Annotated in this window: 12 protein-coding genes; 2 read left to right on the top strand and 10 right to left on the bottom strand. The window is 63.6% G+C overall.

Annotated elements, in window-relative coordinates; genetic code table 11:
• Positions 1–296: 296 nt before the first annotated feature.
• The 3 genes from ASE31_RS00155 to mdeB form a co-directional block, all read right to left on the bottom strand.
• Positions 297–494, bottom strand: a complete 198-nt coding sequence (locus ASE31_RS00155; RefSeq protein ID WP_057199518.1) for a hypothetical protein — start codon at positions 492–494, stop codon at positions 297–299.
• A 108-nt stretch (positions 495–602) separates the two neighbouring features.
• Entirely contained in the window at positions 603–1,049 is a 447-nt protein-coding gene (locus ASE31_RS00150; protein WP_057199517.1) for a GNAT family N-acetyltransferase, read from the bottom strand.
• A 102-nt stretch (positions 1,050–1,151) separates the two neighbouring features.
• Positions 1,152–3,812 carry an alpha-ketoglutarate dehydrogenase gene (mdeB, locus tag ASE31_RS00145; protein ID WP_057199516.1) on the bottom strand — a complete coding sequence of 887 codons (2,661 nt, stop codon included), beginning with the start codon at positions 3,810–3,812 and terminating at the stop codon, positions 1,152–1,154.
• A gap of 101 nt (positions 3,813–3,913) precedes the next feature.
• Between mdeB and ASE31_RS00140 the strand changes: the two genes are divergently transcribed.
• The gene (locus tag ASE31_RS00140) at positions 3,914–4,393 is read left to right on the top strand and encodes an Lrp/AsnC family transcriptional regulator (protein WP_057199515.1); all 480 of its coding nucleotides are present in this window, start codon (positions 3,914–3,916) and stop codon (positions 4,391–4,393) included.
• Positions 4,394–4,408: 15 nt separating this feature from the next.
• Here the strand turns inward: ASE31_RS00140 and ASE31_RS00135 are convergent, their stop codons facing one another.
• The gene (locus ASE31_RS00135) at positions 4,409–5,422 is read right to left on the bottom strand and encodes an AraC family transcriptional regulator (RefSeq protein WP_057199514.1); all 1,014 of its coding nucleotides are present in this window, start codon (positions 5,420–5,422) and stop codon (positions 4,409–4,411) included.
• Between the two features lie 74 nt (positions 5,423–5,496).
• On the opposite strand from ASE31_RS00135, the gene ASE31_RS00130 reads away from it, so the two are divergent.
• Positions 5,497–6,747 carry an MFS transporter gene (locus ASE31_RS00130; protein WP_057199513.1) on the top strand — a complete coding sequence of 417 codons (1,251 nt, stop codon included), beginning with the start codon at positions 5,497–5,499 and terminating at the stop codon, positions 6,745–6,747.
• A gap of 153 nt (positions 6,748–6,900) precedes the next feature.
• Here the strand turns inward: ASE31_RS00130 and ASE31_RS30765 are convergent, their stop codons facing one another.
• The 6 genes from ASE31_RS30765 to ASE31_RS00105 all read right to left on the bottom strand — a co-directional run bounded on the left by ASE31_RS30765 (position 6,901) and on the right by ASE31_RS00105 (position 13,177).
• The gene (locus tag ASE31_RS30765; protein WP_082603948.1) at positions 6,901–7,305 is read right to left on the bottom strand and encodes a hypothetical protein; all 405 of its coding nucleotides are present in this window, start codon (positions 7,303–7,305) and stop codon (positions 6,901–6,903) included.
• Positions 7,292–7,705 (bottom strand): hypothetical protein, encoded by a 414-nt coding sequence (locus ASE31_RS00125; RefSeq protein ID WP_235514162.1) that lies wholly within the window; start codon positions 7,703–7,705, stop codon positions 7,292–7,294. Before ASE31_RS00125 ends, ASE31_RS30765 begins: the two co-directional genes overlap by 14 nt.
• Positions 7,706–7,818: 113 nt before the next feature.
• Entirely contained in the window at positions 7,819–10,017 is a 2,199-nt protein-coding gene (locus tag ASE31_RS00120; protein ID WP_082603946.1) for a TonB-dependent siderophore receptor, read from the bottom strand.
• A 447-nt stretch (positions 10,018–10,464) separates the two neighbouring features.
• Entirely contained in the window at positions 10,465–11,316 is an 852-nt protein-coding gene (locus tag ASE31_RS00115) for a helix-turn-helix domain-containing protein (RefSeq protein WP_057199511.1), read from the bottom strand.
• Positions 11,317–11,736: 420 nt separating this feature from the next.
• Entirely contained in the window at positions 11,737–12,063 is a 327-nt protein-coding gene (locus tag ASE31_RS00110) for a HigA family addiction module antitoxin (protein WP_057199510.1), read from the bottom strand.
• A gap of 118 nt (positions 12,064–12,181) precedes the next feature.
• Complete coding sequence (locus ASE31_RS00105) at positions 12,182–13,177, bottom strand: DUF3014 domain-containing protein (RefSeq protein WP_057199509.1); 996 nt, start codon at positions 13,175–13,177, stop codon at positions 12,182–12,184.
• Positions 13,178–13,250 lie beyond the last annotated feature (73 nt).

The raw sequence follows: 13,250 nt of genomic DNA, 5'->3' as shown, positions 1-13,250 counted from the left end.
CAGGACCGAGCATCGCAGGCTGCCCCCTCGCCACCGGCGAGGGGGACACGGGCAGCGGGGTCGCCTTTTCTTGGCCTACCTTCTTTTGGCGAAGCAAAAGAAGGTAGGTGCGCCGCCGGGCGCACACCCCGGCTCCCGCCCACAATCCAGGCACACAGTAGCTACAGGCGACCAGCCGACGCCTGCACTGGGGGTTTCAGGCAGGGCTGTGGCGCGCTAGCACCGCAACGACACCGAAGCACCCACACAAGGAACAGCGCTCAGGTCGACAGCGCCTGCTCCACCGCCACCTTCGCTTATTCCAGGCTGCTGAAAAACCGCGTGGGCTGCGGCAGAGCCTTGGGCAGATGGGCCGGCGCCGGCCACAAGCGCTCATCCGTCCAGCCCGCTGTCCACCCACCAATGTCCTTGCGCTTGACGGAGCAGACGGCTTGCCCGCTGACCGTCGCTATCCAGGTGGTAGGTTGGTTGTGGTCCCAGGTGACGTGTGCCATGGCGCCCTCCAGCGGTTGCTGCAACACATTGTAAGAAGGCTTCTACCCCGCCGGCACTGGGGGTTCCCCGACTGCGCCCCACCGGCCGTTTGCCGATGGCTTGGGCAACTACAGCCTCTTCCCCAACATCACCACCTGACCCTTGCGATAGCCCAAGCCCTCATAAAACCCAAATGCCGGCGCGCTCTCCAGCGTCTGCAAATTCAAACTCACAACGCCCTCGCCTCGCAGCACGTCCTCGAACGCACGCATCAGCACCGAACCAGCCCCTTGCCGCTGCAGATGCCCCGCCACGCACATCTCCTTGATGTGAAACGTCCACCCATTCACCCACCGCTCCTTCCAGCCCAGCACCATCGCAACCGGCACCTCCTCGACCAGCAACGCCATTGCGCGCGCAGCCGGGAAGGCCATGAATGCCGCGAGCCGCTCCACCACAGCGGCATGCTCCCATCCATCGTTCCAGGGCGGCGCATTGAACACGCCCCGGTACAGGTCCGCACAGCAGGCGATGTTCTCGGCAGTCAGGGCCACCGTGGCAAAGGGCTGGGTCATGGGCAAAAAACGGCAAAACAAAACACAAGGGCGGCAAGCGTAGCGCACCACGCTTGCCGCACTCAATGCGGTCACCCAAGGCAAGGCTTGCGCCTTGCATGCTCACCGGGCTGCCGTGGCCCCCAACGCAAACCTGGCAGCCCGCACCACGGCGGCCGCATCCACCCCGAAGAACTCCCGCAGCGCCGCCCGCGTGTCGCTGCGCCCGAACCCATCGGTCCCCAGGGTCAGGTACTTGCGCCCCTCGGGCACGAAGGCGCGCACCGTCTCGGGCACGGCGCGCACATAGTCGGTTGCAGCAATCACCGGTCCGCTTGTGGCGGCCAGCTGTGCTGCAAGCCAGGGGGTACCCGGCTTATCTGTTTCTCCCGCGATGGCGCGCTGCTCGCACGCCACGCCATCGCGCGCCAATTCGCTCCAGCTGGTTACGCTGACCACGGTGGCTGCAATGCCCTCGGCGGCCAGTTGCTGCGCGGCCTTGACCACCTCGGTGAGGATGGCGCCGGAGCCCATCAGCGTCACGTGGCGTGCGTTGGCCGCAGGGCCTTCGGCACCGAAGCGCTTGAATACATAGCAGCCGCGCAGCACGCCCTCGGCCGCATCGGCGGGCAGGTCGGGCTGGGCGTAGTTCTCGTTCATCAGCGTGACGTAGTAGAAAACGTCGCGCTGCTCGGTCACCATCTCGCGCATGCCGGCGTCGACGATCACGGCCATCTCGCCCGCGTAGGCCGGGTCGTAGGCCTTGCAGTTGGGGATGGTGGCCGCCACCAGGTGGCTGCTGCCGTCCTGGTGCTGCAGGCCCTCGCCGCCCAAGGTGGTGCGGCCCGAGGTGGCACCCAGCAAGAAGCCGCGCGCGCGCTGGTCGGCCGCAGCCCAGATGGCATCGCCCACGCGCTGAAAGCCGAACATCGAGTAGTAGATGTAGAACGGCAGCATGGCCAGCCCGTGCACGCTGTAGCTGGTGGCCGCCGCCGTCCAGCTGGCGATGGCGCCGGCCTCGCTGATGCCTTCCTCCAGAATCTGGCCGTCGAGCGCCTCGCGGTAGCTCAGCACCGAGCCGATGTCCTCCGGCGCATAGCGCTGGCCCACGCTGCTGTAGATGCCGACCTGCTTGAACAGATTGGCCATGCCGAAGGTGCGCGCCTCGTCGGCCACGATGGGCACAATGCGCGGGCCCAGCGTGGCGTCCTTGAGCAAACTGCCCAGCATGCGCACGAAGGCCATGGTGGTGCTCATCTCCTTGCCGTCCGCCTGCAGCGCAAACTGCGCATAGCTGGCGATGGCAGGCACGGGCAGCGCCTCACACGCCGTCTCGCGGCGCGGCAGGTAGCCGCCCAGGTTCTGCCGGTGGCTGCGCAGGTAGCGCATTTCGGGGCTGTCTTCGGCGGGCTTGAAGAAGGCCAGGCTGGTGGCCTGCTCATCGGTAAGCGGCAGGTTGAAGCGGTTGCGGAACTCGATGAGGTCGGTCTCGTCGAGCTTCTTCTGGCTGTGCGTGGTCATCTTGCCCTGGCCGGCCGTGCCCATGCCGTAGCCCTTCTTGGTGTGCGCCAGGATCACCGTGGGCTGGCCCTGGTGGCGCGCGGCCGCGGCATACGCGGCGTGGATCTTCACCAGGTCGTGTCCGCCGCGCTTCAGGCAGTCGATCTGCTCGTCCGTCATGCCCTGGGCCAGGGCCGCGAGCTCGGGATTCTGGCCGAAGAAGTTGTCGCGGTTGAAGCGGCCGTCCTTGGCCGCAAAGGTCTGCATCTGGCCGTCCACCGTGCCTTCAAGCGTGCGCACCAGCGCGCCCGTCAGGTCGCGGGCGAACAAGCCGTCCCAATCGCTGCCCCACACGAGCTTGACCACGTTCCAGCCCGCGCCGGCGAACAGGCGCTCCAGCTCGTCGATGATGCGGCCGTTGCCGCGCACCGGGCCGTCCAGCCGCTGCAGGTTGCAGTTGACCACCCACACCAGGTTGTCGAGCCCCTCGCGCGCGGCCAGGGTCAGCGCGCTCATGCTCTCGGGCTCGTCCATCTCGCCGTCGCCGAACACACCCCACACCTTGCGCGCCGAGCAGTCGAGCAAATTGCGGTGCGTGAGGTAGCGCATGAAGCGCGCGTGGTAGATGCTGCTGATGGGCCCGATGCCCATCGACCCGGTGGGGAACTGCCAGAAATCCGGCATCAGCCACGGGTGCGGGTAGCTCGACAGGCCCTGCGCGCCTGCGCCCGGCGCCGTCAGCTCCTGGCGGTAGTGCATCAGGTCCTGCTCGGACAGGCGGCCTTCCATGAACGCCCGCGCATACACACCGGGCGCGCTGTGCGGCTGAAAGAACACCAGGTCGCCCCGGTGCTGCCCCTCACCCACACCTTCACGGGCCCGGAAGAAATGGTTGAACCCGCTCTCGAACAGATCCGCCGCGCTGGCGTAGCTGGCGATGTGCCCACCCAGCTCGCCATAGGCCTGGTTGGCACGCACCACCATGGCCAGCGCGTTCCAGCGCACGATGGAGGCCACGCGCTCCTCGATGGCCAGGTCGCCGGGGAAGACAGGCTGGTCCTGCACGGCCACGGTGTTCACATACGGCGTGTTCAGGTCGGGCTGCCAGCCCACCCGGCCTGCACGCGCCAGGCGCACCATCTCCTGCAGCATGAAGCGCGCGCGCTCGGGCCCCTCGGTCGCTACCAGGGCCAGGAAGGCATCGCGCCATTCGGCGGTCTCCTGCGGGTCGGTATCGGTGGCCAAGGGCTGCATCAGATGGTGGTGGGCGGTGGGGGCGTTCATGCAGCAACTGTAGCCACTACGGCGCCACATGGGATGCCGTTTTGGCCCGTGGATGGCTCCATCACAGCACTTCGTGCGGCAGAACGCCTAAACTCCGGCACATGAAGCTGGATACCCTGGATTTGCGCATTCTGGCCGAGCTGCAGGCCGACGGCTCCCTGTCCAACGTGGAGCTGGCGCGGCGCGTCCACCTGTCGCCCTCGCCCTGCCTGGCGCGCGTGAAGGCGCTGGAGTCCGCGGGCGTCATCAGCCGCTACGTGGCGCTGGCCAGCGCGGCGGCGCTGGGCTTGGGGCTCAATGTGTTCATCAGCATCAGCCTGAAGACGCAGAGCAAGGAAGCGCTGGGCGACTTCGAGCAGCGCATCGCCGAGCACGACGAGGTGATGGAGTGCTACCTCATGAGCGGCGACAGTGACTACCTGATCCGCGTGGCCGTGCCCGACATCGGCGCGCTGGAGCGCTTCATTCTGGAGCGGCTGGCGCCCATACCGGGCGTGGAAAAGATCCGCTCGAGCTTTGCACTCAAGCAGGTGCGCTACAAGACGGCGCTGCCGCTGCCGCTGCCATTGCCCAAGGCATAGCCCCCGCAGCCTCCATCATTGCGCCCGCGCCGTGCTCGGCGGGTGCCCGATGATGCGCTTGTACGCCCGGCTGAACGAGGCCTCGGACTCGTAGCCCAGGCGGTTGGCCGCCACCGCCACACGCATGCCGTCGCGTGCGATCCAGCTGCGCGCCTGCGACATCTTGACCTTGGCCACATAGCGCGCGGGGCTCTCGCCCATGGTGCGCGTGAACGATTCGGAAAAGCTCGAGCGCGAGGCGCCCATCAGGTCGGCCAGCAGCGGCACATTCCAGTCGCGCTCGGGGTCGGCGTGGATGGCGGCGATCACCTTGCCGATGCGCGGGCAGCGCACGGCGGCGATCCAGCCCGTGGGGTTGTTGCAGCTGCATTCCACCCAGGCGCGGATGATGCTCGCGGCCAGCGCATCGGCCAGGCGCGCCAGGATGGCGCAGGCGCCCATGCGGTCCTGCTCCACCTCACGCTCCATGGCGTCGAGCAGCACCGGCACGGTGGTGTCGCGCCGCGCCAGGTCGCCGGCCATCATCACCTCGGGCATCATGGCCATCAGTGGGTGCAGCGGGTCGAGGTTGAAGCGCAGCGCGCCGCAGAACATCACGTCGGGCGCCTGCGGCGGGGGTGGTGCCACGGCGGCGCCCAGGTGCGCGTTGTTGGCATCGCGCCCGTCCACCAGGTAGATGTTCTCGGACACGGCCTTGCGCGCCAGCGAATCGATGTCCACCGGCGGCACGTCGGGCGAACTGGCCAGCACATGAAAGCTGCCATGCGGCAGCAGCACCGCGTCGCCCGGGTTCAGGCGCTGCCAGTCGGTCGCGGGCGTGCGCAGCCAGGCCCCGCCATGGCCCACGAAGTGAAAGCGCGCCGAGCGTTGCGCAGGGAAGGCAATGGCCCACGGCGGGTGCAGCACGCAGCGGCCATACTCCACGCCGTCCAGACGCAGGCCGAGCAGGATCTGGGTCAGCAGGTCCGGCGGGTCGGCAAAAGGCTGCTGCGGCACCTGATTGAAGGGCTTGGATAAAAAGTCAAGCATTTCGGCTTTTACGGCATGGAAACGCCGCCATCTTATCCCTACCATGGCTTTCCATCCACCCGAAGGCCTTTCCCGTGTCCTCCTCTCCCTCCTGCTCCGCCTGCCTTGATGCGCCCACCGGTGCCGTCGCTGCCGAGGCCACGCCCGCCCCCCTTTCCGCCCCCGAGCCCACCGAGGCACGCTGGGCCGCCGTGGCGTCCATGGCCCTGGGTGTCTTCGGCCTGGTCACGGCCGAGTTTTTGCCCGCCAGCCTGCTCACCGCCATGGCCAGCGACCTGCGCGTGAGCGATGGCGCCGCAGGCCAAGCCGTCACCGTGACGGCGCTGGTGGCCGCCGTGGCCGCGCCGTCGCTGCCGCTGCTCACGCGCCGCATCGACCGCCGGATTGTCATGATCGCCTTCACGCTGCTGCTGGTGCTGTCCAACGTGATGTCGGCCCTGGCCGGCAGCATGGCCACGCTGCTGGCGGCGCGGGTGCTGCTGGGCGTGGCGCTGGGGGGCTTCTGGTCCATGTCGGCGGCGCTGGCCATGCGGCTGGTGCCGGCATCGCTGTTCGCACGGGCCATGTCGTTCATCCTCACCGGGGTATCGGTGGCCACCGTGTGCGCGGCGCCCATCGGCGCCTGGATGGGCGACCTGTGGGGCTGGCGCAGCGCCTTCATCGCAGCCGGCGGCATCAGCCTGATCACGCTGGCCGTGCAACTGGTGGCCCTGCCTGCCCTGCCCCCGCGCGACAACCCCAACCTCAAGGTGCTGGGCGAGCTGCTGCGCCGCCCACCGGTGCGCGTGGCGCTGCTGGCGGTGCTGCTGGTGATCTCGGGCCACTTCGCAGGCTTCACCTACATCCGCCCGCTGATGGAGCAGGTCACGCACATGTCGGTGGCCACCATCACCGCCGTGCTGCTGGGCTATGGGGTGGGAGGCTTCTTCGGCAACTTCGTGGGCGGCTGGATCGCCGGGCGCAGCGAGCGCCAGGCCATCGTCGCCGGCGGCGCCGTCATCGCCGTGCTGGCCGCCACCTTGCTGGTGGCCGGCCAGTCGGCCGCCATCACGGCCATCGCCGTCACGCTGTGGGGCTTTGCCTTCGGCGCCTTCCCCGTGGGCTTTCAGACCTGGATCGTGCGTGCCGCGCCCGACCAGGCCGAGGGCGCGGGCGGGCTGCTGGTGGCGGCCTTCCAGATCGCCATCGCCAGCGGCGCCATCTTCGGCGGCCTGATGGTGGACCATGTGGGCGCCCTGGGCGCACCGGCCTTTGCGCTGGCAGCGCTGACGCTGGGCACCTTGCTCACCCTGCGCCACGGCCCTCGGCCTGCGGTAGCAGCCTGATCCAAGGCGGCGCGCGCTACGCCGAGTGCTGCTGGGCAGCAACCTCGGCAAAACGATCGTGCGCGTTGGGCATCCCAGCCAATCCGTTGATTGTTTATAGAGGCGTCACCAGTTAAGCCTTGACGAATAGCAAACGGCCTCGCATTATTTCGCTCAGAGGGATGGCCTTGCATCTCTTGGAAGTAGTTGCTTGGCCATTTCCACTGCTTGCTCACGTGACTCAGCAAGAAGTAAAGGGTAGCCCCAGAACTTGGCAAAGACGGCCGCAAATGCCTTATAGGCTAAACGTTTAGCTGTGTTGGGTTCGACCAGGATCATTCCCAGAACCAGTCTTCTTAACTCAACCTTGTGCTTCTTCATCCAGAGCGAAGTGCGCTTCTTTTCTTGCGGCAAGTGCTCATGGTCTTCAACAGTTGGTACGGTATCGGTTAAGAGAACGAAGGGCTCTCCGCGTCGCAGATTGGCCTCAAATTCGTCGAAGTCCTTCTGGTGGTCATGTCCAGGTTCTTGCGTAAGATTCATCCAGACCAAAGGGAAGGCGGAACTATTCATCACCATGGTGGTTTCCTTTAATTTTGATGCAACGCCAAGTAGCCAAAATGGCGAAAATGCCGGGTAAAGTAATGAAGAACACTGCCGAAAAGGCAATGTGCCAACCGTCGCGTAGCCCGTCGGCGATCCCCCCGAGGGTATTCAGAACTACAAGCAGGCTGCCGAGGGCCAGTGAAATCCACTGTGCCTTACGGGTTCCAATCAGTGCGACGAGCACCGTGATGATCCAACAACCATAGAACGCGGAAAACATCCAGAGTATTTCTGGCTCAAACGTGATCGCAGGCGTCGCTCCCTGCGCTCTAACGAAGTCGTTTACGTAGAAGAACAACTGAAAGGTGACAAAGAGCACGACACCAGCGGCTGTGGTCAACCAGAACAAGGCGACCTTGTTTTGTCCATCCATGACCATTTCTCGTGCGGGGCGTAATTGGGATTTAAGGGGCATAAAAGCTTTTTCGATAATTAATGAGGTGTGTCTGCAAATTTCAATGGATAAAGCGTTCGTTAGCCATAAAATCAATATTTATAGTTCAGCGTCACCATCAAGTTGCGCGGCGCGCCATAACTCACGGTGTCAAAATCGCCCTTCTGCAGTGCGTACTTCTTGTCAAATACGTTGTTAAGGTTGACGGCCACGTTGGTCTTCTTTGTGAAGGCGTACCGCGCCACAAGCGACACCAACGCATATGAACTTTGTTCTCCGCCCAAGGAACTGGTGCCTTTGTTGGCCGCTCGATAGAAGCGGCTCTGCCACTTGACGCCTCCGCCCAGCGTCAACTTGTTCAACTCTCCGGGCAACTGGTAAGTCGTGAAAAATTGGGCCGTGGTGCGCGGTATTTGCGAACTCAAGCGGGCGCCATGGCCATCTTGCGCAGTGAAGCTGGCGATACCTGCGTAGATGTTCCAGCCGCGCACCAGTTCGCCCTGCAAGTCCAGTTCGATCCCGCGCGACTTCGTCCCATTCACGCTTGCGTAGGCTTGGGCGCCACTTGGCGTGTAGGCTCCAGCGACAAGTTGGGCCGCGTTGTCCAGCTCGGTCTGGAACAAGGCTACCGACCCATTCAGCCGCCCGTCCAGGTAAGAGCCTTTGAGGCCGATTTCCTTGGTTTTTCCTTTGGATGGCGTGAGCACATTGCCATTGCTGTCCCGATAGTCGGCTTGCGGATTGAATATCCTCGTATAGCTGACATAGGCCGAATAGGTCTTGTCAATGTTGTAGACAAAGCCCGCATAGGGGGTGAACTCACTACTCTTTTTGTAGTGCAACGACATGCCTCTGACGTTGTCGTCGATTTCGTAGCTGCTGAAGCGACCGCCAGCGATGAGTTTCAGAGGTTCAGACAGCGAAATTCGGGCTGCACTATAGACACCGCTCTGCTTGATTTGTGTGCGGGTCGGTATCGAAGCTATAGCATCGAAATTAGGGCGGGGAAAGGCAGGGCTCAGGCCATAGACATTGACCGGCGCAAAGCCAGCAAAGAAAGGCGATATATCTTCTTGGCTAGCCGTGCGGCGCGAACTCGTTGCCCCCACCACCAAGTCATGTTGGCGGCCCAGCAGTTCAAAGGGGCCGCTCGCCATCACGTCGATGGTGTTTTGACGGCTGCGGCCTTCAGACGCCAGCGCTACCGGATAGGCTCCGTTGGGATTGGAGCCGAGCCCTGTGGCACGATCGGGTCGGCCAGCTAGACCAAGTAGTTCGGCATCGAAATCGGTGCTGTACTTGTTAGCGGCGGCCCGTAAGTTCCAGCCGTTATCGAAGCGGTGCGCGATCTCGGCGAAGGCTGTCTTGAGTGTAGTGTCCCAATGGCTCCAATCCTGCGCGTAGTTCTTGGCGCGTGAATAGTCCGCCTGCGTGCCGTCGCTGAACCATAGCGGCAAACCTCCCCAGGTCGAGCCCTGCGGCGTGATGTCCTGGTAGTCATAGCCCACGCTCACCTTCGTGTTTGATGTCAGGTCAGCCTGGACGATCCCATACAACGCTTTCCTCTTCGGCTTATAGCCGTCGATGTAAGAGTGCCCGTCTTGGTACGTCCCCACCATGCGCGCGCGAATGCGGCCGTCCTCTGTCAATGGAGTCGATACGTCAGCCATTCCCCGGCGGGTATCCCAGCTTCCTGCACCGAGCGAAGCGGACGCCGAGAAGTCACGGGTCGGTCTTTTGCGCACGAGGTTGACGGCTGCCGAGGGATTGCCGGTGCCGGTCAGCAACCCGGAGCCGCCTCGCACTACCTCGACACGGTCATAGAACGCGGTGTCGATAGAACCGATACCACTCCCATTGACAATGTTGCCGACGACGGTAGGTATGCCGTCATACTGAACGTTATTGATCAAAAAACCGCGTGAGTAGAAGCTCGTCCGTTCGCTGTCGGACTGGTACGACGCGACACCTGTGGTGTTTTCCAACACGCCCTGCGCCGAATTCAATTGCTGGTCATCCATGCGCTGGCGCGTCACCACCGTGACCGATTGCGGTGTTTCTTCAAGCGACAGTGGCAAATTCGTCGCCGTCGTCGTCTGGCCCGTGGTGTAGGAGCCGGTACCCTCGGTGGTCGCCGTATCCATGCGGCCCGTTACGGTGACATCCGGCAACGGTATTTCCTCTTGAGACGACCCCGATGCGTTGTTTTGGATTTGCTCTGGCAGGGCGGCGAACGCCTCCTGCGCGCTCATGAGAAAAGCCACCGCCGAGCCGAGCACGGCGCAGGACATATTCCTGATGTTTCCCCTTAACGGCCCACCCTGACGAAGGTAGTCATAGGGCTTAGCGCGATTACCAAATGGCTGAAGAGACTTGCCTGTAGTTGCGACGGACGGCATAAACAATACTCATTTGTATTTAGATGCGTCATTTGACCGCAGCACTGAGAGAATAGATTGCGAAACCAAGCCAGATTGTTGTTCAATTAGGCCAATCGTTACCGCTTCCAGCGAACTGATTGTCATGAGCGTGCCCTGGCGCACCTGTGGCAGCGAACATGCTGCAACCAATGGGGGCCACGCCAGCCTCTGCGCGCTTTGAGGAAAGGGAGGACACTGTCCAAAGGAGTCGTTTTTCACCATCCCCAAACAACGTTTGCAATGGAAGTAGCTGCGCGGAAGGCATGGCTGACGGGCTGGACGCAGCAGACAATCCCAAGCCAATACAGTCTGATGGAGTCAGGCGAAGGTTTCGTCGGGAAGAATGATCCCGGGCACGGTAGCAAGCTGTGCGCCGCTCGCGCGATCCGAGAGGTATCGTGCTGGAGGCTTGCCTACTGCTTTGCGGAACATGGTGACGAACCCACTGGCGTTTTCATAGCCCAGCTCGAACGCCACCGCTTGTACGCTCTGGCCCTTGGTCAAAAGTTGAAGTGCAAGGATCACATGCAGCTGTCGACGCCAGCGCCCGTAGCTCATCCCAAGCTCATGCAGCAGAAGACGGCTCATGCTTCGCTCGCTCATGCCAATACGAGTTGCCCAATCGGCCTTCGAGGTCTTGTCCGTCGGGTCATCCAGCATCATTTGCGCGAGGCGGCGCAATCGGAGATCGCGCGGCATGGGTAGATGCAAGTGCTCTACCGGCGCCGCCACCAATTCATCGAGCAACGCGGCAATCAGCCGGTCTTCTCGACCCCCCGAGGCGTATAACTCAGGAAATCCGGCCACCTTCAGTAGCAACTCGCGGAGCAATGGAGTTACCGAAATGGTGCAGCACGTTGTCGGCAGATCTGGTGCGGCGTCGGGCTCTACGAACAAACAATAGCATTCGGTTTCACCAGCCCCCCGCGCCGAGTGGGGCAAGTCGCCCGGAATCCATATGGCGCACTGCGGCGGCACAATCCAGACACCATCTTCAATTTCACAGTTGAGGATGCCGCGCGCTGAATAGATTAGCTGCGCCTTGCGGTGCTGGTGCTTGGCATTTTCCCAGTCCTTTGTTACCGACGTGGCACTCAGTGCCACAACAGGGCGCGAGACGCTGTCCATGTCCCTAGACACAGTGAACCCATCGATTGCAATCTTTGGCATAACGTCTACGGCTTTGGATGGAAGTACGGGGTTGGCTGAATTGGAAGATATTATTCCAAAATTACTCATTAAAGCAAATCAAGCCCGTAGCTATATTGCGATCAACATGCCGACCGTATTTGTTGCTTGGAATGGCCTCTCAAATGCGCCGAGATTGCCCGCAAATCAAAGCCCGTTGCGGGCCGAACGACGGCCAGGACCTGTGGATCTGAGCCCCGGTAGCCTGTCTTGGCTAAAATCAGCTTGCTACGTTGTCGTTCATCGCACTGTGCAGACCTTCCATAGGTCAGTCGTTGAGATGAGCACGAAGTTCGGCGAGATATATCAACGGCGGTTGGTTCGTTGGTACATCACGTCCGGTGCACGCAGCGGGGCTGGCCTGCCACTCCACCCTTTTTGCGCGGCTTGTCCTTCGACCCCTCAGGCAAGGGCAAGCCGGCTGTCGCCCCCGATGGAATGAGGCCGGACTTCCTTCCTGATTTCCTTCAAAAGGGTCTTTTCCGCGACCTTGGGTTCATAGGCCTGCTGCAGGTTCAGCCACGACTGCGCATCGCCCCCGAAAAACTGTGCGAGCCGCAAGGCCGTGTCCACGGTGATGCCGCGCCTTTCCAGCACGATGTCTCCGACCCGGGAGGGCGGCACGTTGAGTGCCTTCGCCACCGCATTGGCGCTGAGACCCAGTGGTACCAGGTACTCTTCTTTCAAAATTTCGCCCGGATGGATCGGGCGCATGCCGTTCTTCGCCATGGTGATCTCCCGTCAGTGATAGTCGAGAATCTCAACGTCCATGGGCCCCAACGGAGTCCACACAGACTCGGTACTGGCCATTGTCGCTGTGGCCACCGCACGCGGCCGCTGCGCGCTTTCACTGTGCCGGCTTGCGCGCCGGTGGTTTCGCCGCAGGCACCTGCCCCTTGCCCGCAGCCTTGGGCCCCACCCCCGTGGCCACGCGCTTGCGGAACTCGGCCAGGCGGGCCTTCAGGCGCTTTTCGTTCTCCGGCCCCATGCGCACCAGCATCTTCTGCCCGCTCGACAGCGCCTGCAGCTGCGGGTCCACGAACTCGTAGCGCACCCAGGGCCGGGTGGAGGTCACTTCGCCCTTCACCTCGGTCAGTTCCACCAGCAACGGGCCGGTGGGCTCGGGCGTCTTGAGCAGGTGGTCGAGCACGGCCACCAAGCGGTCGTTGAAGTATTTGTTGGGATAGCCCAGCTCTTCATACGCCTGCTGGAACAGCGGGTACAGCCGCGCGTACAAGGCAACGGCCTGGTCAACGGGGATCGCCTCGGCAAAGGCCACGAAGGCGCTGTAGCGCCCGGCATTGCCGCCCGCAATGGCCAGTTGGCCGTGGGTGCCGGGCACACCCTCCACGCTGAAGCGGCGCGGCGCCAGCTGCACCGGCCACATGCGCGAGGGCGCCTGGGCGCGCGGCAGGTTGTCCACTGTGGCCACCACGCGGCGCACAAAGCCGTCGAGCTGCAAGAACGAACCCACCGAGGGCTGCCCCAGCAGTTCGGTCAGCGCCTGGGCCACTGCGGCATCGGACTCGGCCAGTTCAGGCAGTTGAGCGGCATCGGCCGGGGCCAGCGGGTCGATGAGGTTCTGCGGGCCCGTGGGCTCCGATGCAGCAGCCACGGGTGCGGATGGAGCGGCCTCGGGCGGCGCCGCGGCGGCAGGCGGCTCGGCCACCGCGTTGTTCTTGGCCTGCCATTGCCACCATGCGTAGCCCGCACCCACCAGGGCCACCACCAGCGCGCCCGCCACCCAGCCGGTCGCCCCGCCCGTGCTGCGCGGCGGAGCCGGACGGTGGTCGCTGCGCAGTTCGGAGAAATCGCGGTCGGGGTCGAGCACTGGATCGGGCATGCAGGGGTCCTTGCGTCATGGGCCGGGGTGCGGCCAACGCAGCGGCCCGGATGATCATGGCCTGACCATTGGA

It is taken from the genome of Acidovorax sp. Root217, from assembly GCF_001428645.1.
Taxonomy (GTDB): domain Bacteria; phylum Pseudomonadota; class Gammaproteobacteria; order Burkholderiales; family Burkholderiaceae_C; genus Acidovorax.
This window is presented reverse-complemented; position numbering and strand designations above follow the sequence as displayed.

What these genes read in the sequence shown, in the direction of transcription:
- ASE31_RS00155 (WP_057199518.1), bottom strand. Translation starts at nt 494, where the DNA reads ATGGCACACGTCACCTGGGACCACAACCAACCTACCACCTGGATAGCG.
- ASE31_RS00150 (WP_057199517.1), bottom strand. Translation starts at nt 1,049, where the DNA reads ATGACCCAGCCCTTTGCCACGGTGGCCCTGACTGCCGAGAACATCGCC.
- mdeB (WP_057199516.1), bottom strand. Translation starts at nt 3,812, where the DNA reads ATGAACGCCCCCACCGCCCACCACCATCTGATGCAGCCCTTGGCCACC.
- ASE31_RS00140 (WP_057199515.1), top strand. Translation starts at nt 3,914, where the DNA reads ATGAAGCTGGATACCCTGGATTTGCGCATTCTGGCCGAGCTGCAGGCC.
- ASE31_RS00135 (WP_057199514.1), bottom strand. Translation starts at nt 5,422, where the DNA reads ATGCTTGACTTTTTATCCAAGCCCTTCAATCAGGTGCCGCAGCAGCCT.
- ASE31_RS30765 (WP_082603948.1), bottom strand. Translation starts at nt 7,305, where the DNA reads ATGGTGATGAATAGTTCCGCCTTCCCTTTGGTCTGGATGAATCTTACG.
- ASE31_RS00125 (WP_235514162.1), bottom strand. Translation starts at nt 7,705, where the DNA reads ATGGATGGACAAAACAAGGTCGCCTTGTTCTGGTTGACCACAGCCGCT.
- ASE31_RS00120 (WP_082603946.1), bottom strand. Translation starts at nt 10,017, where the DNA reads ATGTCCTGCGCCGTGCTCGGCTCGGCGGTGGCTTTTCTCATGAGCGCG.
- ASE31_RS00115 (WP_057199511.1), bottom strand. Translation starts at nt 11,316, where the DNA reads ATGCCAAAGATTGCAATCGATGGGTTCACTGTGTCTAGGGACATGGAC.
- ASE31_RS00110 (WP_057199510.1), bottom strand. Translation starts at nt 12,063, where the DNA reads ATGGCGAAGAACGGCATGCGCCCGATCCATCCGGGCGAAATTTTGAAA.
- ASE31_RS00105 (WP_057199509.1), bottom strand. Translation starts at nt 13,177, where the DNA reads ATGCCCGATCCAGTGCTCGACCCCGACCGCGATTTCTCCGAACTGCGC.